General features: G+C 73.0%; 15 protein-coding genes. 13 read left to right on the top strand and 2 right to left on the bottom strand.

From position 1 onward, the window contains the following. The first annotated feature begins 13 nt into the window (after positions 1 to 13). Positions 14 to 823 carry a 3-oxoadipate enol-lactonase gene (gene pcaD / locus PKC53_RS01905; RefSeq protein ID WP_324425732.1) on the top strand — a complete coding sequence of 270 codons (810 nt, stop codon included), beginning with the start codon at positions 14 to 16 and terminating at the stop codon, positions 821 to 823. 13 nt (positions 824 to 836) lie between these two features. Here the strand turns inward: pcaD and PKC53_RS01900 are convergent, their stop codons facing one another. Continuing rightward, positions 837 to 1,628 carry an IclR family transcriptional regulator gene (locus PKC53_RS01900; protein WP_324425730.1) on the bottom strand — a complete coding sequence of 264 codons (792 nt, stop codon included), beginning with the start codon at positions 1,626 to 1,628 and terminating at the stop codon, positions 837 to 839. A 121-nt stretch (positions 1,629 to 1,749) separates the two neighbouring features. Between PKC53_RS01900 and PKC53_RS01895 the strand changes: the two genes are divergently transcribed. The 11 genes from PKC53_RS01895 (at position 1,750) to PKC53_RS01845 (ending at position 16,399) form a co-directional block, all read left to right on the top strand. Next, on the top strand, positions 1,750 to 2,703 hold the full coding sequence (locus PKC53_RS01895) for an MBL fold metallo-hydrolase (protein WP_324425728.1): 954 nt from the start codon (positions 1,750 to 1,752) through the stop codon (positions 2,701 to 2,703). A gap of 8 nt (positions 2,704 to 2,711) precedes the next feature. Then, complete coding sequence (locus PKC53_RS01890) at positions 2,712 to 4,355, top strand: FAD-dependent oxidoreductase (protein ID WP_324425726.1); 1,644 nt, start codon at positions 2,712 to 2,714, stop codon at positions 4,353 to 4,355. Positions 4,356 to 4,365: 10 nt separating this feature from the next. Continuing rightward, positions 4,366 to 4,587 carry a DUF2783 domain-containing protein gene (locus PKC53_RS01885; RefSeq protein ID WP_324425724.1) on the top strand — a complete coding sequence of 74 codons (222 nt, stop codon included), beginning with the start codon at positions 4,366 to 4,368 and terminating at the stop codon, positions 4,585 to 4,587. After that, the gene (gene hmgA / locus PKC53_RS01880) at positions 4,584 to 5,873 is read left to right on the top strand and encodes a homogentisate 1,2-dioxygenase (protein ID WP_324425722.1); all 1,290 of its coding nucleotides are present in this window, start codon (positions 4,584 to 4,586) and stop codon (positions 5,871 to 5,873) included. The genes PKC53_RS01885 and hmgA overlap by 4 nt, the downstream gene beginning before the upstream one ends. Further along, positions 5,870 to 7,177, top strand: a complete 1,308-nt coding sequence (fahA, locus tag PKC53_RS01875) for a fumarylacetoacetase (RefSeq protein WP_324425720.1) — start codon at positions 5,870 to 5,872, stop codon at positions 7,175 to 7,177. Before hmgA ends, fahA begins: the two co-directional genes overlap by 4 nt. Positions 7,178 to 7,380: 203 nt before the next feature. Beyond that, positions 7,381 to 8,412 (top strand): TRAP transporter substrate-binding protein, encoded by a 1,032-nt coding sequence (locus tag PKC53_RS01870; RefSeq protein ID WP_324425718.1) that lies wholly within the window; start codon positions 7,381 to 7,383, stop codon positions 8,410 to 8,412. 102 nt (positions 8,413 to 8,514) lie between these two features. Next, positions 8,515 to 9,006: a TRAP transporter small permease subunit gene (locus tag PKC53_RS01865; RefSeq protein ID WP_324425716.1), complete on the top strand. Its 492-nt coding sequence runs from the start codon at positions 8,515 to 8,517 to the stop codon at positions 9,004 to 9,006. Further along, positions 9,003 to 10,328 (top strand): TRAP transporter large permease, encoded by a 1,326-nt coding sequence (locus tag PKC53_RS01860; RefSeq protein WP_324425714.1) that lies wholly within the window; start codon positions 9,003 to 9,005, stop codon positions 10,326 to 10,328. The genes PKC53_RS01865 and PKC53_RS01860 overlap by 4 nt, the downstream gene beginning before the upstream one ends. A gap of 111 nt (positions 10,329 to 10,439) precedes the next feature. Next, positions 10,440 to 13,322 carry an AMP-binding protein gene (locus PKC53_RS01855; RefSeq protein WP_324425712.1) on the top strand — a complete coding sequence of 961 codons (2,883 nt, stop codon included), beginning with the start codon at positions 10,440 to 10,442 and terminating at the stop codon, positions 13,320 to 13,322. A gap of 98 nt (positions 13,323 to 13,420) precedes the next feature. Further along, positions 13,421 to 14,035 (top strand): leucine efflux protein LeuE, encoded by a 615-nt coding sequence (gene leuE / locus PKC53_RS01850; RefSeq protein WP_324425710.1) that lies wholly within the window; start codon positions 13,421 to 13,423, stop codon positions 14,033 to 14,035. Between the two features lie 246 nt (positions 14,036 to 14,281). Further along, positions 14,282 to 16,399 carry a PQQ-dependent dehydrogenase, methanol/ethanol family gene (locus tag PKC53_RS01845; protein ID WP_324425708.1) on the top strand — a complete coding sequence of 706 codons (2,118 nt, stop codon included), beginning with the start codon at positions 14,282 to 14,284 and terminating at the stop codon, positions 16,397 to 16,399. A gap of 34 nt (positions 16,400 to 16,433) precedes the next feature. On the opposite strand, the gene PKC53_RS01840 is transcribed toward PKC53_RS01845, so the two are convergent. After that, entirely contained in the window at positions 16,434 to 16,793 is a 360-nt protein-coding gene (locus tag PKC53_RS01840; protein ID WP_324425706.1) for a group 1 truncated hemoglobin, read from the bottom strand. Positions 16,794 to 16,874: 81 nt separating this feature from the next. Here PKC53_RS01840 and PKC53_RS01835 point away from each other — a divergent pair, with 81 nt between their 5' ends. After that, complete coding sequence (locus tag PKC53_RS01835; RefSeq protein ID WP_324425704.1) at positions 16,875 to 17,213, top strand: hypothetical protein; 339 nt, start codon at positions 16,875 to 16,877, stop codon at positions 17,211 to 17,213. Positions 17,214 to 17,272: the final 59 nt, after the last annotated feature.

The following is a 17,272-nucleotide window of genomic DNA, read 5'->3' as shown; positions in this document are numbered from 1 at the left end:
CAAGGGGGCGGCGGTGGCCGACTTCGAGACCTGGACCAGCCGCTCGGCGCCGGCGCTGCACGCTCGCCTGTACGAGCGCGGTGGCCGCGGCGTGCCGGTGCTGCTGGCGCACGCGCTCGGGCTCGACGCGTCGATGTGGGACGCGGTGGCCGACGAGCTCGCCGACGCGCACCCGGTGCTGTGTGTCGACCACCGCGGCCACGGCGGCTCGGCGGTGCCGGCGGGGCCGTACACGATGGAGCAGCTCGCCGACGACGCGGCGCGCGTCGTCGACGACTGGGGCCGCGGCGGCGTGCTGTTCGTCGGCTTGTCGATGGGCGGCATGGTCGCGCAGGGGCTGGCGCTGCGCCACCCCGACCGCGTGCGCGCGCTGCTGCTGGCCAACACCGCGGCGCGATACCCGGCCGACGCGCTGCCGGTGTGGCGTCAACGCATCGCCGAGGTCGAGGCCCGCGGCCTCGCTGCGGTGGCCGACGCGGCGATCGAGCGCTGGCTGACGCCGGCGTTCCGCGCGGCGCACCCGCAGGCCGCCGTGGCGCTGCGCGCGACGCTGCTGCGCTGCGACGCGCAGGGTTACGTCGCGGCCTGCCACGCGGTGGCGGGCGTCGACTGGCTCGACGCGCTCGGCGCCATCGCGTGCCCGACGTTCGTGATCGCGGGCGCGCACGACCAGGGCACACCGCCGGCGATGGCGCGCGACATTGCGCAGCGCATCGCCGGCGCCGGGCTCGAGGTGTGGGACGACAGCGCGCACCTGAGCGCGGTCGAGCACCCGGCGCGTTTTATGCAGCGCGTGCGCGCGCTGGCGGCGCGGCTCGGCTGACGGGCGCGCGGGCCTACGCCTGCGGCGGCGTGCCGCCGAGGCGCCGCGACAGGTCGTCGGCCGCGTCGCGCAGCCGCGCGGCCGGCGCGCCGTCCCAGCCCGTGTCGAGCGCCGCGGTCGGGCCGATCGCGGTCAGCGACAGCAGCAGCGCGCCGCGTTCGTCGAACACCGGCGCCGCCAGCGCGCTGACGCCGGGCAGCGACGCGTCGACGACGCGCGCCAGGCGCCGCTCGCGCACTTCGTCGAGCCGTCGGCGCAGCGACGCGTCCGACATCGGTGCCGCCGCGCGTTCGATCGCCAGCAGCGGCGCGACCTCGGCCCACGGCCGCCAGGCGGCGAACAACCAGCCCGACGCGGTGCCGGTCAGGCTCATCACGGTGCCGTGGCGCATCGCCACGTGCACCGCGCCGGGCGGCGGCGCGACGCGCACGATCGTCGGCCCGCGATTGCCCCACACGGCGATCGCCATCGTGTGGCCGATCGCCTGCGCGAGCTCGTCGATCACCGCGGTGGCCAGGCGCACCGGGTCGAACTGCTGCAGGCTGATCAGCCCCAGTTGCAGCGCCAGCGGGCCGAGTCCATAGTGGCCGCTGGCGGCGTCGCGCTCGACGAGCCCGAGCTTGCCGAAGCTGACCAGGTAGGGGTGCGCCTTGGCGGGTGGCATGCCGGCGTCGCGTGCGAGGTCCTTCAGGGCCATCGGTCGGCCGTGATGGGCGAGCGCGAGCAGCAACTGGCCGCCGACCTCGATGCTCTGGATGCCGCGCGAACCGCGCGCGCCGTGATCGCCGAGGGTCGTGTCGTCCATCGTCCTGGCCGCCTTACGCGCTTCTACTTAATTGAATGAGTTAGACATTAACGAACTTTCTGACTAAGATCAAGCCCAGAACCCCATCCCGAACCGATTCAGCGCGACCGAGGACCCGACCATGAGCAAAGCCTTCGCCTCGCAAGCCGACCTGGAAGAAAAGCAGGTCAGCTTCGAGCAGATCTCCGAGCACGCCTGGGCCTACACCGCCGAGGGCGACCCGAACACCGGCGTCGTCGTCGGCGACGATGCCGTGCTCGTCGCCGACACGCAGGCCACGCCGGCGATGGCCGCCGACGTGATCCGGCGCATCCGCGAGGTCACCGACAAGCCGATCAAGTACGTGGTGCTGACGCACTACCACGCCGTGCGCGTGCTCGGCGCCAGCGCCTACCGGCCGCAGGAGATCATCGCCAGCCAGGACACCTACGACCTCATCGTCGAGCGCGGCGAGGCCGACAAGGCCAGCGAGATCGGCCGCTTCCCGCGCCTGTTCCGCAACGTCGAGACGGTGCCGCCGGGGTTGACCTGGCCGACGATGACCTTCACCGGCAGGATGACGCTGTGGCTGGGCCGCCTCGAGGTGCAGCTGCTGCAGCTCGGCCGTGGCCACACCAAGGGCGACACCGTGGTCTGGCTGCCCGGCGAGCGCACGATGCTCGCGGGTGACCTGGTCGAGTTCGGCGCCACGCCGTATGCCGGCGACGCCTACTTCGAGGACTGGCCGACCACGCTGGACAACATCGCCGCGCTGAACCCGCTGGCGCTGGTGCCCGGGCGCGGTGCCGCGCTGCGCGGCGAGGCGCAGGTCGCGCAGGGCCTGGCCGGCACCCGGGCCTTCGTCAGCGACCTCTGGGCCAGCGTGCGCTCTGGTGCGGCCGCCGGCAAGGACCTGAACGCCGTCTACCGCGAGACCTACGACCGGCTCAAGCCGCGCTACGGCCAGTGGGTGATCTTCGACCACTGCATGCCGTTCGACGTGACGCGCGCCTACGACGAGGCCACGCAGCACCCCGACCCGCGCGTGTGGACGGCCGAGCGCGACCGCCAGATGTGGGCGGCGCTGGAAAGCTGAGCGCCGCGATGAGGCCCATCGACTTGCCGCCCGACGCCGGCGGTGCACAACTGCAGGCGCTCGAGTTCGACTACCAGCGTTCGGCCGACCAGGACGCGTACGCGCGCGACGGCCGGCCGGCGCGCCACGCGGTGGTCGTCGTCGGCGCCGGCCCGGTGGGGCTGAGCGCGGCGATCGACCTCGCGCAGCGTGGCCAGCGCGTGCTGCTGCTCGACAACGACTGCCGCCTGTCGGTCGGCTCGCGTGCGATCTGCTTCGCCAAGCGCACGCTCGAGATCTGGGACCGTCTCGGCGTCGGCGAGCCGATGGTCGCCAAGGGCGTGGGCTGGAACGTCGGCAAGGTGTTCTTCGGCGACGAGCATGTCTACACCTTCGACCTGCTGCCCGAGCCCGGCCACGAACGGCCGGCCTTCGTCAACCTGCAGCAGTACTACGCCGAGGCCTATCTGGTCGCGCGTGCCGCCGCGCTGCCGAACCTCGAGCTGCGCTTCCGCCACGAGGTGGTGGCGCTCGAGGCGCGCGACGACGGCGTGCTGCTCGGCGTCGACACGCCCGAGGGGCGCTACGAGGTCGCCAGCGACTGGCTGGTCGCCTGCGACGGCGCGCGGTCACCGCTGCGTCGGCTGATGGGGCTCGAGAGCAAGGGCCGCACCTTCCGCGACCGCTTCCTGATCGCCGACGTGAAGATGGCGGCCGACTTCCCGACCGAGCGCTGGTTCTGGTTCGATCCGCCGTTCCATCCGAACCAGAGCGTGCTGCTGCACCGCCAGCCCGACAACGTCTGGCGCATCGACTTCCAGCTCGGCTGGGACGCCGACGCCGACGAGGAGAAGAAGCCCGAGCGCATCGTGCCGCGCGTGCGTGCGCTGCTCGGCGCCCACGCGAAGTTCGAGCTGGAGTGGGCCAGCGTGTACACCTTCGCCTGCGAGCGCATGGACCGCTTCCGGCACGGCCGCGTGCTGTTCGCCGGCGACGCGGCGCACCGCGTCTCGCCGTTCGGCGCGCGCGGTGCGAACTCGGGCGTGCAGGACGTCGACAACCTGGCCTGGAAGCTCGACCGCGTGCTGCGCGGCGCGTCGCCGGCGTCGCTGCTCGACAGCTACGCCGTCGAGCGCGAGCGCGCCGCCGACGAGAACCTGCTGAACTCGACGCGTTCGACCGATTTCATCACGCCCAAGAGCGAGGTCTCGCGGCTGTTCCGCGACGCCGTGCTCGACCTGTCGCGCGAGCACGCGTTCGCGCGGCGGCTGGTCAACAGCGGACGGCTGTCGCTGCCGAGCACCTACGACGGCTCGCCGCTGAACACGGCCGACGCCGACGCCGACTGGCAGGGCGCGATGCGCCCCGGCGCGCCGGCGGCCGACGCGCCGCTGGCGATCGACGGCCGCGCGAGCTGGCTGCTGCGCGAGCTCGGCGGCGACTTCACGCTGCTCGCCTGGGAGACCGCGCCGCGCTGCTGCACCGGGCTGCCGCTCAAGCGGCTGGTGCTGTCGCCGGCCGACGACCCCGACGGCTGGCTCGCCCGGCGTTACGACCTGCGACCCGGCAGCGCCTACCTGCTGCGCCCCGACCAGCATGTGGCCGCGCGCTGGCGCGCACCGACGACGGCCGCGGTCGAGGACGCGATCGCACGCGCCACCGCCACGGCCTGACGAGGACCCCATGGACACGCTGATCACCGAACCTCACCTCGACGCGCCCGACGACTTCTACGAGGCGCTGATCGACGCGCACCGCGACCTGGGCACCGCGCAGAGCCACGAGCTCAACGCCAAGCTCGTGCTGCTGCTGGCCAACCACGTCGGCCGGCTCGACGTGCTGCGCCAGGCGCTGGCCGCGGCGCGGGCCAGCGTGCTGCGCCAGCGCGAAGGAAGAACGGCATGAGCGCGGACCCGGGCTACCAGGGCGGTTTCGGCAACCAGTTCGCCACCGAGGCGGTGCCCGGCGCGCTGCCGCAGGGCCGCAACAGCCCGCAGCGGCCGCCGCACGGCCTGTACGCCGAGCTGCTGTCGGGCACCGCGTTCACCGCCCCGCGGCACCAGAACCTGCGCACCTGGCTGTACCGGCGCCGGCCGTCGGTGGCCGTCGGCGGCTACCAGGCGTATGCGCAGCCGCTCTGGAAGACCGGCGCCGCCGACGGTGTCGCGACGCCACCCGACCCGCTGCGCTGGCAGCCGATTCCGGTGCCCGACGAGCCGCTGGACTTCGTCGACGGCATGCGCACCATCGTCGTCAACGGCGACGCCGAAGCGCAGACCGGCGTGGCCGCGCACCTGGCGCTGGTCAACCGCTCGATGACGCGGCGTGCCTTCGTCAATGCCGACGCCGAGATGCTGCTCGTGCCGCAGCAGGGCGCGCTGACGGTGACCACCGAGTGCGGCGTGCTGCGCGCCGCGCCCGGCGAGGTGCTGCTGCTGCCGCGCGGCATGGTGTTCAAGGTCGCGGTCGACGGCGCGTCGCGCATCTACGTGTGCGAGAACTACGGTGCGCCGTTCCGCCTGCCCGAGCTCGGGCCGATCGGCAGCAACGGGCTGGCCAACGCACGCGACTTCCGTGCCCCGGTGGCGGCTTTCGAGGCCGACGATGGCGCGCACGAGATCGTGCGCAAGTTCGGCGGCGCGCTGTGGGCCGCGCGCCAGGACCACACGCCGTTCGACGTCGTCGCCTGGCACGGCAACCTGGTGCCGTACGTCTACGACACACGCACCTTCATGACCATCGGCTCGATCAGCTTCGACCACCCCGACCCGTCGATCTTCACGGTGCTCACCAGCCCGAGCGACACGCCCGGCGTGGCCAACTGCGACTTCGTGATCTTCCCGCCGCGCTGGATGGTCGCCGAGGACACGTTCCGCCCGCCCTGGTACCACCGCAACGTGATGAGCGAGTTCATGGGACTGGTCCACGGCCAGTACGACGCCAAGCCGGAGGGCTTCCGCCCCGGCGGCATGAGCCTGCACGACTGCATGGTGCCGCACGGCCCCGACGCCGAGGCCTTCGACAAGGCGACACACGCTGCACTGGCGCCGCACAAGCTCGACGCGACGCTGGCCTTCATGTTCGAGAGCCGCTGGCGCTTCCGCCCCACCGCGTACGCGTTGTCCTGCGGCGCGCTCGACACCGACTACGCCGGCTGCTGGGCCGGCCTGCAGGACCGCTTCCGACCATGAGCCTCACCGATGCCACGCACGACCCGGCGCTGACGAGCTGGGTCGCCTCGGCCAACGCCGCCGACTGCGACTTCCCGATCCAGAACCTGCCGTTCGGTGCCTTCCGCCGCGCGAAGACCGACGAGCCGGTGCGCATCGGCGTGGCCATCGGCGACCAGGTGCTCGACCTGAAACTCGCCGCCGCGCAGTGCCCCTGGCCCGACGGCGTCACCGACCTGCTGGTGCCGCTGGCCGCCGGCGACCTCGCCGCGTTCATGGCGCTGGGTCCGAAGGCGTGGCGGCGCGTGCGCGCGGCGCTGTCGGCGGCGCTTGCCGAAAACAGCGACCAGGGGCCGTTCCTCGAGCTGTGCCTGGTGCCGCAGTCCGACGCCGAGATGCAGTTGCCCTGCCGCATCGGCGACTACACCGATTTCTACACCGGCATCCACCATGCGACCGCGGTGGGCCAGCTGTTCCGCCCCGACCACCCGCTGCTGCCGAACTACAAGTGGGTGCCGATCGGCTACCACGGTCGCGCCTCGTCGATCGGTGTCGGCCCGCACGAGGTTCGCCGCCCGCACGGGCAGGTCAAGCGCCCCGATCGTGACATGCCCGACGTCGGCCCCAGCCAGCGGCTGGACTACGAGCTCGAACTCGGCGCGTTCGTCGGCGTCGGCAATGCCCTCGGCGACCCGGTGCCGATCGACCGTGCCGAGGCGCACCTGTTCGGCACGGTGCTGCTCAACGACTGGTCCGCGCGCGACATCCAGGCCTGGGAGTACCAGCCGCTCGGGCCGTTCCTGTCGAAGAACTTCGCCAGCACGATCTCGCCGTGGATCGTGACGATGGACGCGCTGGCGCCGTTCCGCCGGGCGTTCGCGCACCCGCCTGGCGATCCGGCGCCGCTGCCGTACCTGGACAGCGAGTTCAACCGCACGCATGGCGCGATCGACGTCACGCTCGAGGTCTGGCTGCACAGTGCGGCGATGCGCCAGCGCGGCCTGCCGGCGCAGCAGCTGATGCGGTCGAACTTCCTCGACGCCTACTGGACATTGGCGCAGTTGCTCGCGCACCACACCGTGGGCGGCTGCAACCTGCAGCCCGGTGACCTGCTGGGCACCGGCACGCTGTCGGGGCCGCAGCCGGGGCAGGGCGGCTCGCTGCTCGAGCTGAGCCAGGGGGGACGCCAGCCCCTCGTGCTGGCCTCGGGCGAGACGCGCGCCTTCCTCGCCGACGGTGACACCGTGATCCTGCGCGCCCACTGCACCGGTCCGGGCGCGCGACGCATCGGCTTCGGCGACTGCATCGGCACCGTCGTCGCATGAGGTGAGGCGCGCTCCGGTGCGCCTTCGGCGCCTGCGGGGACGGCGCCGCGCGGTCCCGGCAGCGCTCGGCCGCTGCGGCACGATCGGGACGGCCCGGGCGCGTCCGCCGGCGCTTGGGGGGTTCCGCGAATGGGCCGCGGCCGTGTGACCCGATATGCTGCCGCGCGTCGAAACCCCATGGCCCCTGGCCCGGAGACCTCGCGATGAAGACCCTGCTGAAGATCGGCGCGCTGGCGGCGGCGCTGGCGGCGGCGCTGCCGGCGGCGGCGCAGGACGTCACGCTGAAGTTCAACCACATCTGGAACACGCAGGCGATGGCGTCGGTGAACGTCATCGCGCCGTGGTGCGACAAGGTCGCCAAGGCGTCGGCGAACCGGCTGAAGTGCCAGGTGTTCCCGTCGATGTCGCTCGGTGGCACGCCGCCGCAGCTGGTCGACCAGGTGCGCGACGGCGTCGCCGACCTGGTGATCACGCTGCCCGGCTACACCGCCGGGCGCTTCCCGGCGATGGAGGTGTTCGAGCTGCCGTTCATGACCAACTCGGCCGAGGCCGGCGCGCAGGCCGCCTGGGACTACCTGCAGAAGCACGCCACCGCCGAGTTTCCGGGCACGAAGATCCTCGCCACCTGGGTGCACGACGAAGGTTACGTGCACACGCGCGACAAGCAGGTGAAGTCGCTGGCCGACTTCCGCGGGCTGAAGATGCGTGCGCCGACGCGGCAGACGAACAAGCTGCTGGCCACTCTGGGGGCGGCGCCGGTGGGCATGCCGCTGCCGGCGATCCCCGACGCGATCAGCAAGGGCACGATCGACGGCTTCCTGCTGCCGTGGGAGGTGATCCCGTCGCTGAAGATGCACGAGATGGTCAAGTACCACACCGAGACGCACCCGTCGCGCCCGGCGCTGTATTCGGCGGTGTTCGTGTTCGCGATGAACCAGGCCGCCTACGACAAGCTGCCCGCCGACCTGAAGAAGGTGATCGACGAGAACAGCGGCGCCGCGCTGTCGCAGCAGATCGGCAAGATCTGGGACGACAGCAAGCCCGCGGCGCGCAAGCACGCGGTCGACCGCGGCAACACCTTCTTCGAGCTCAGCGCCGAGGAGACCGACAACTGGGCCAAGGCCTCGGCCAAGCTGTACGAGGAATGGGTGGCCGACATGGACAAGCGCGGCCGCAACGGGCAGCAACTGCTGAAGGACGCCCGCGACCTGCTCGCGAAGTACGCCAAGAAGTGACGCACCGCCGCCGCGCGCCGGCTCGGCGCGCGGCGCTGCGCTGAACGGGGCGGCCGGCCCGTCGTGGCCCCCGCCCCGTTCGTTCGATCGGGGGTTTCGCCGATGCTTCGCCTGCTCAACCGCATCGCCTGGGGGTTCGCGCTCGCGGGCGGCCTGGTCGCCCTCGCGATCGCGGTGACGGTGGTGGTCTCGATCGCCAGCCGCGCGACGGTCTCCGCGCCGATCCCCGGCGACGTCGAGCTGACGCAGTTCGGCATCGCGCTGGCGATCTCGCTGAGCCTGCCCTGGTGCCAGCTGCACGGCAGCAACATCATGGTCGACTTCTTCACGCAGCGCCTGCGCGCGCGCCACGTCGCCTGGCTCGACGCGCTCGGCGCGCTGCTGCTCGCGGCGATGGCGGCGCTGCTGTCGTGGCGCGCCGCGGTGGGCGCGATCGACTCGCGCCAGACCTTCGAGGCGACGATGATCCTCGACCTGCCGATGTGGTGGGTCTACGCGTCGCTGGCGCCGGGGCTGGCGCTGACGGCGCTGATCGCCCTGGTGCAGGCGGCGCTGCTGGCCGCCGGGCGCGACCTGACGGGGTTCCGCGCGTGACGCCCACCGCGATCGGGCTGGCGATGTTCGCCGCGATGATGCTGCTGATGGCCGCGCGCGTGCCGATCGCCGCCGCGATGTTCGTGCCCGGCGCGCTCGGCTACGTCGCGCTGACCAACGAGAGCTCGCTGATCAACCTGCTCAAGGGTTCGGCGGTCGCGCGGCTGACGGTGTACGACCTGTCGGTGATTCCGCTGTTCCTGCTGATGGGGCAGTTCGCGACGCAGGGTGGCCTGAGCCGGGTGCTGTTCCAGGCCGCCGCCGCCTTCGTCGGCCACGTGCGCGGCGGGCTGGCGATGGCCTCGATCCTCAGCGCCGGCGTGTTCGGCGCGGTGTGCGGCTCGGCGGTGGCCACCGCGGCGACGATCACGCAGGTGGCCTACCCCGAGATGAAGAAGCACGGCTACTCGGGGCGGCTGGCCACCGGGTCGCTGGCCGTCGGCGGCGGGCTGGGCATCCTGATCCCGCCGTCGGTGCCGCTGGTGGTCTACGCGATCCTCACCGAGCAGAACATCGCCAAGCTGTTCGCCGCGGCGTTGGTGCCGGGGCTGATCGCGGTGGCGCTGTACGTCGGCGTCGTCGCGCTGGTGTGCCGGCTGCGCCCGCAACTGGCCACGCCGAGCGAGCCGCTGCCGTGGCCGCGCCGCTGGCGCGCGCTGGCCGGCGTGTGGCCGATCGTCGCGATCTTCGCGATCGTCTTCGGCGGCATCTACGGCGGCGTCTTTTCGCCCACCGAGGGCGCCGCGGTGGGCGCGATGAGCACCTTCGTCGCCGGGCTGCTGCGCCGCGAACTCGACTGGGCCGGCATCGCGCGCAGTTTCCTCGGCGCCGCCGAGACCTCGGCGATGGTGTTCATGATCTTCCTCGGCGCCGACATGATGAACTCGACGCTGGCGGTGACGCAGTTGCCGGCGCAGCTGGCGCTGTGGGTGTCGACGCTCGACGTCTCGCCGCTGGTCATCGTCGGCTGCGTGCTGCTGTTCTACGTCGCGCTCGGCTGCGTGATGGACGAGCTGTCGATGGTGCTGCTGACCGTGCCGGTGCTGTTCCCGGCGATCATGGGCCTCGAGCTGATGGGACTGGCCGGCGAGTCCAAGGCGATCTGGTTCGGCATCCTGGTGCTGATGACGATGGGCATCGGGCTGATCGCGCCGCCCGTGGGGCTCAACGTCTACGTCGTCAACGGCATCACCAAGGACGTGCCCATCGTCGAGACCTACAAGGGCGTGCTGCCGTTCCTCGCCAGCGACGCGCTGCGCGTGCTGCTGGTGCTGCTGTTCCCGTCGCTGAGCCTGGCGCTGGTCGGCTGGCTGTACGGCTAGCGCAGCCGCCTGCGCAGGGCGTCGCGGCGTCGCCCCTGCGCGCTGATGCGTGTCAACGGCAGGGCGTGCGGCGCGGTCGCGGCGACGCGCACCGCGCGATGATCGCCGTTCATGCCTGCGAACATGCCCCCGCCACCCGCCGGGCTGCCCGACGAGGCCGCGCTGTGCGCGCTGGTGGCTTCGACGCTCGACGATCTGCACCCCGGCGCGCCGGGCCCGACCACGGTGCAGGCGGCCAGCGTGCTCGATCGCGACCTGGGGCTCGACAGCCTCGGGCGCATGGAGCTGCTGCTGCGCATCGAGCGCGCCGCCGGCGTCGCGCTGCCGGAGGACACGCTGTCGGCCGCCGAGACCGTTGGCGACCTGTGGCGCGCGGTGCAACGCGCCCGCGCGCGCGGCGCCGGCGAGCGCGGGCCGGTCGCGCCTGCGCTCGTCGCAGCGGCCGTGGCGGGTGGCGTGACGGGCGGCGCGACGCCCGACACGGCGGCCGCTGCGCACGACGCGCCGACGATCGACGGCGCGACGACGCTGCTCGACGCGCTCGACGCGCACCTGCGGCTGCATCCCGAGCGCACGCAGATCGTGCACCTGGGCGATCCCGGCGGCGATGCGGTCGAGACGCGCATCAGCTATCGCGAGCTCGCCGGCGCGTCGGCGGCGGTGGCCGGCGGGCTGCAGCGCGCCGGCGTGCAGCCGCGGCAGACGGTGGCGATCATGCTGCCGACATCGCCGGCGTACTTCTTCACCTACCTCGGCATCCTGCGCGCCGGCGCGATCCCGGTGCCGATCTACCCGCCGGCACGCGCCTCGCAGCTCGAGGACCACGTGCGCCGCCACACCGGCATCCTGGCCAACGCGCAGGCCGTGGCGCTGGTCAGCGTGCCGCAGGCGATGGCGGTGGCGCGGCTGCTGCAGGCGCGCGTGCCGGGGCTGCGCCAGGTGCTCAGGCCGTCGCAGCTCGCCGCCGGGGCGCCGGCGCCGCGGCCGGTGGCGGTGCGCGCCGGCGACGTCGCGTTCATCCAGTACACCTCGGGCAGCACCGGGCAGCCGAAGGGCGTCGCGCTGACACACGCCAACCTGCTGGCCAACATCCGCGCGATGGCGCGTGCCGTCGACGCGACGCCCGACGACGTGTTCGTCAGCTGGCTGCCGCTGTACCACGACATGGGGCTGATCGGCGCCTGGCTCGGCAGCCTGGTGGTCGGCTTCCCGCTGGTGGTGATGTCGCCGCTGGCGTTCCTCGCGCGGCCCGAGCGCTGGCTGCAGGCGATCACGCGCTGGCGCGGCACGCTGTCGGCGGGGCCGAACTTCGCCTACGAACTGTGCCTGGCGCGCATCGACGACGCCACGCTGCGCGGGCTCGACCTGCGCAGCTGGCGCCTGGCATTCAACGGTGCCGAGGCGGTGAGCCCGGACACGGTGGCGCGTTTCGCGCAGCGCTTCGCTGCCTGCGGCCTGCGCCCCGAGGCGGTGACGCCGGTGTACGGGCTGGCGGAGTCGGCGGTGGGGCTGCTGTTCCCGCCGCCGGGACGCGGCCCACGCATCGACCGCGTGCAGCGAGACACCTTCGAGCGCGAGCGCCGTGCGCAGCCGGCCGGCGACGACGACCCCACGGCGCTGCGCTTCGTCGCGTGCGGTCGCGTGCTGCCGGGCCACGAGGTGCGCATCGTCGACGACGCCGGCCGACCGCTGGCCGAGCGCGTCGAGGGCCGCCTCGAGTTCCGCGGGCCGTCGGCCACGCGCGGCTACTGGCGCAATCCGCAGCAGACCGCACGGCTGTTCGACCGCGGCTGGCTCGACACCGGCGACCGCGCCTACGTCGCCGACGGCGACGTGTACGTCACCGGGCGCGTGAAGGACATCGTGATCCGCGGCGGGCGCAACCTGTACCCGCAGGAGATCGAGGACGCGGTGGCCGCGGTCGACGGCGTGCGCAAGGGCGGCGTGGCGGTGTTCGGCCGCGCCGATGCGCGCAGCGGCACCGAGCGGCTGGTCGTGCTTGCCGAGGTCGATCCGCGCCGCGCGCCCGACGCCGCCGCGCTGCGCGACGCGGTGGCGCAGGCGGTGGTCGGTGCGATCGGCGAGCCGGCCGACGAGATCGTGCTCGCGCCGCCGCACACCGTGCTCAAGACCTCCAGCGGCAAGGTGCGGCGCGCGGCCTGCCGCGAGCTGGTCGAGCAGGGGCGCGTGGGGCGCGCGACGCCCGGTGCGCGCCGGCAGTGGCTGCGCCTGGCCGCCGGAGCGGTCGCGCTGCGTGCACGCGCCGCCGCCGGCGCGCTCGGCGCCGCGTGGTTCGGCGCGCGCGCATCGCTGCTGTTCTGGCTGCTCGCGCCGCCGGCGTGGCTGGTCACGCTGGGCCTGCGCCGCCCGCAGGCGGCCTGGGCGTTCGGCCACCGTGCGGCGCGCACGCTGCTGCGCCTGGGCGGCGTGCCGCTGACGGTCGACGGGCTCGCGCACCTGCGCGACGGCCGGCCGGCGATGCTCGTGTGCAACCACGGCAGCTACGCCGACGGCATGGTGCTGGTGGCGGCACTGCCGCGGCCGTGCGTGTTCGTCGCCAAACGCGAACTCGAGCACCAGTGCGTCGCCGGGCCGTTCCTGCGCCACCTCGGCGCGGTGTTCGTCGAGCGCGTGCAGGCGCAGCGTGGCGTCGCCGATGCGCAGCGCCTGGCCGCGCTGGCACGCGACGGCCACACGCTGCTGGTGTTTCCCGAACGCACCTTCGTCGACGAGCCGCAGCTGCTGCCGTTCCATCTCGGCGCCTTCCTCGCCGCGGCGCAGGCCGGCGTGCCGGTGCTGCCGCTGGTGCTCACCGGCACGCGCACGCTGCTGCCCGGCGAGCGCCGCTGGCCGCGCCGCGCGGCGCTGCGGCTGCGCATCGAAGCGCCGATCGAGGTGCCGCGAGACGCCGCCGACGCCTTCGCCGCCGCGGTGCGGCTGCGCGACGCCGCGCAGGCCGTGATCGCACGCCGCCTGGACACCGACGAGACCTGAGCCGGCACGGCGACTGCGGGGCGCGGGCGGCGACAATCGGGCGCCCGCCGCGCTGCGGCCCGATCGGCGTCGACCGCTTCCCCGTTCCAACCGCTTCCATGTTCGGAGTCACCGATTACGGCGCCTTCGCCGTCGCCGTCATCGTCTTCCTCGCCGTGCCCGGGCCGGGCAACCTGGCGCTGGTCACCTCGACCGGCAAGGGCGGGCTGGCCGGCGGCTTCGCGGCCACGGCCGGCGTGATCGCCGGCGACCAGGTGCTGATGTGGCTCGCGGTGGCCGGCGTGGCCGCGGTGCTGCGGGCGTCGCCGGCGCTGTTCGCCGCGGTGCAGTGGCTCGGCGCGGCGTACCTGGCGTGGCTCGGCGCGAAGATGATCGTCGCGCGGCCCGGCGACGCGCCGGTGGTGCGCATCCACGCCGGGCACTACTTCCGCCAGGCGCTGGCGATCACGCTGCTCAACCCGAAGGCCATCGTGTTCTACATGGCGTTCTTCCCGCTGTTCGTCGACCCGGCGCGGCACGAGGGGCTGGTGACCTTCGTGTTCATGGCCGCGACGATCGCGGCACTGACACTGGCGTACTGCAGCGTCGTCGTGCTGCTGACGCGGCGGCTGGCCGACCGCCTGAGCGCGAGCCCGCGCCTGGCGCGCTGGCTGAACCGCATCGCCGGCACGCTGCTGCTGGGCTTCGGACTGCGGCTGGCGCTGTCGCGCTGACGGGCCGCGCGCAGGTTCACGCGGCGCGACGACGACGCGCATCCCTGCCTCGCCGGCCCGCCTGCGGGGCGGCCGGCGGCGCTCGATGCGTGCTGCCGGGGCCCCGTTGTGCGACGCCACGGGGCTGAATCAGGGAATACCCGAACATGCCGCACGCCGGCGACTGCGCGATCCTTCGCCATCGCCGCTCCGGTCGGCCCCGCCGCCGGGGTCGCGGGTGGGTCCATCGCCGCACAAGGAGACGCCGTGCACCTCGATTCCGCATCCCGCATCGCCGCGGCGCTGGCCGTGGCGCTGGCCTGGCCGCTGAGCGCGCCGGCCCAGCCTGCCAAGGGCAGCCCCGAGCACATCCAGGCCGCCGTCGCGAAGGTCGACGGCCGCTTCATCCGCGCCAACGCCGCCACCGGCCGCGACTGGCCGAGCTACGGCCTCGACTACGCGGAGACGCGGCACTCGAAGCTCGCGCAGCTGACGACCGACAACGTCAAGGACCTCGGCCTCGTCTGGTCCTACGACCTCGAGTCGACGCGCGGCGTCGAGGCGACGCCGGTGGTGGTGGACGGCATCATGTACGTCACCGCCTCGTGGAGCGTCGTGCACGCGATCGACGTGCGCACCGGCAAGCGGCTGTGGGTCTTCGACCCGCAGGTCGACAAGTCCAAGGGCTACCGCGGCTGCTGCGACGTGGTCAACCGCGGCGTCGCGGTGTGGAGGGGCTTGGTCTTCGTCGGCGCCTACGACGGCCGGCTGATCGCGCTCGACGCGGCGACCGGCCGCAAGGTCTGGGAGCAGGACACGATCATCGACCACAAGTTCAGCTACACGATCACCGGCGCGCCGCGGGTGTTCAAGGGCAAGGTGATCATCGGCAACGGCGGCGCCGAGTTCGGCGTGCGCGGCTACATCACCGCCTACGACGCCGCGACCGGCAAGCAGGCCTGGCGCTGGTTCACCGTGCCCGGCGACCCGGCGAAGGGCTTCGAGAACGACGCGATGGCGAAGGCCGCGAAGACCTGGGACGCGTCGGTGAAGTGGTGGGAGGCCGGCGGCGGCGGCACCGTGTGGGACACGATGGCCTTCGACCCCGAGCTGAACCTGATGTACATCGGCACCGGCAACGGCAGCCCCTGGGCGCAGGCCAAGCGCAGCCCGAAGGGCGGCGACAACCTGTACCTCGCGTCGATCGTCGCGCTGAACCCGGACACCGGCAAGTACGTCTGGCACTACCAGCAGACGCCCGGCGACAACTGGGACTTCACGTCGACGCAGCCGATGATCCTGGCCGACCTGAAGATCGGCGGCAAGCCGCGCAAGGTGATCCTGCACGCGCCGAAGAACGGCTTCTTCTTCGTCATCGACCGCACGAACGGCAGGTTCATCTCGGCGCGCAACTTCGTCGAGGTCAACTGGGCGAAGGGCTACGACAAGAACGGCCGGCCGATCGAGACCGAGATCGCGCGCGTCGTCGACCGCCCGCGCGAGATCACGCCCACGCCCTTCGGCGCGCGCAACTGGCACTCGATGTCGTTCAACCCGGCGACCGGGCTGGCCTACATGCCGGTGCAGAACGTGCCGTTCACGCTGATGGACAACAAGAACTGGAAGTTCAACGCGTCGTCGCCGCTCGAGCCGCACAGCAACCTCGGCTGGAACGTCGGCATGTTCGCCAACGCCGAGCCGCCGAAGAGCCAGCCCTACGGCCGCCTCGTCGCGTGGGACCCGGTGGCGCAGCAGGCGAAGTGGACCGTCGAGCATGTCTCGCCGTGGAACGGCGGCACGCTGAGCACCGCCGGCAACCTGGTGTTCCAGGGCACGGCCGACGGCCGCTTCATCGCCTTCGACGCCCGCGACGGCAAGAAGCTGTGGGAGACGGCCACCGGCACCGGCGTCGTCGCCGCGCCGGCCACCTACGAGGTCGACGGCCAGCAGTACGTGTCGATCGCGGTCGGCTGGGGCGGGGTCTACGGCCTCGCCGCTCGGCACACCGAGCGCAAGGGCCCCGGCACGGTCTACACCTTCGCGCTCGGCGGCAAGGCGCAGCCGCCGGCCTTCGTCGAGTACAAGCTCGCCGCGCTGCTGCAGGGCGTGCTCTACGACAAGAAGGACTACGACGCCGGCACCGCGCTGTACGTCAGCAACTGCGCCTTCTGCCACGGCGTGCCGGGCGTCGACCGCGGCGGCAACATCCCGAACCTCGGCTACTCGGCGACCGAGGTCATCGCCAACCTCGACAAGTGGCTGTTCAACGGCCCGGCGACGAAGAACGGCATGCCCGACTTCACCGGCAAGCTGCAGCCCGCGGACGTGCCGAAGCTGCAGGCCTTCATCCAGGGCACGGCCGACGCGATCCGGCCGAAGAACTGAGTCCGGCGCGCCGGACCGCGTCGCCGGCGCCGCGTCACAGCCGCAGCACGTCGTTCCTCAGCGAGTACGGGATCGCCACCACCTCGTTCGTCTCGGCTGCGCCGACGCCGTGCGACTGCAGCGCGGCGACGATGTCGTCCATCGTCGCGAGGAACTCCTGCTCGCTGACGTTCATGTCGGCGTGCGCGCTGCGCAGGTCGCGGCCTTCGCAGGTCGGGTCGCCGCCGATGCCGGCGCAGAAGAACTGCGTGCCCAGGCGCTTCAGGCGCGGCAGGTCCTTGCCGCGAAAGCGCGGCGCGAGCACCGGGTTGGCGGCGTGCCGGTCGATCGCCTCGTCGATGATCGCGCCGATGCGTTCGGCGCCGCCGAGGCGTTGGTACAGCGAGTCAGCCATGGTGGGCTCCTGCGTTCAGTGGCGGGCGTCGATCGCCCAGGCGTCGTACTCCAGCGCGGCCGGCGCGACGAGGCCGCCGCGATGCTCGACGACGCGCAGGACGCGGGGCGCGGCCCGCTCGAGACCTGCCCGGGATGCCGCATCACCTTCGCGGTGCCGGCAGCGATCGCCGCGGCGCGTGCGCGCCGGCTCGACCTGGCCGAGGCGCACGCGAAGTCGTGCGAGTGCCTCGCCAACGTCGTGATGCGCCTGCCGGCGTGGCGCGCGGCGCTGCACGAGGTGCACGCGCACGTCGCCCGCGCGCGGGGCGACGGCGGCGGCGCCGCCGCGCGTTTCGCGGCCGCCGCGCATGGCTTTCGCGCGGCGGGCCACCGGCTCGACGCGCTGCGCTGCGAGCAGCTGGCCGGTCGAGCGCGCTGATCCCGGCGCCGCCGCGGCGCGCCGGCCCTGCCGCTACCATCGGGCCCTTTTGCCGCAGG

This window comes from Azohydromonas sp. (assembly GCF_035325925.1).
In the GTDB taxonomy this organism is placed as follows: domain Bacteria; phylum Pseudomonadota; class Gammaproteobacteria; order Burkholderiales; family Burkholderiaceae_C; genus Calidifontimicrobium.
The sequence above is the reverse complement of the archived record's forward strand: the minus strand, read 5'-3'. Positions and strand labels throughout refer to the sequence as shown.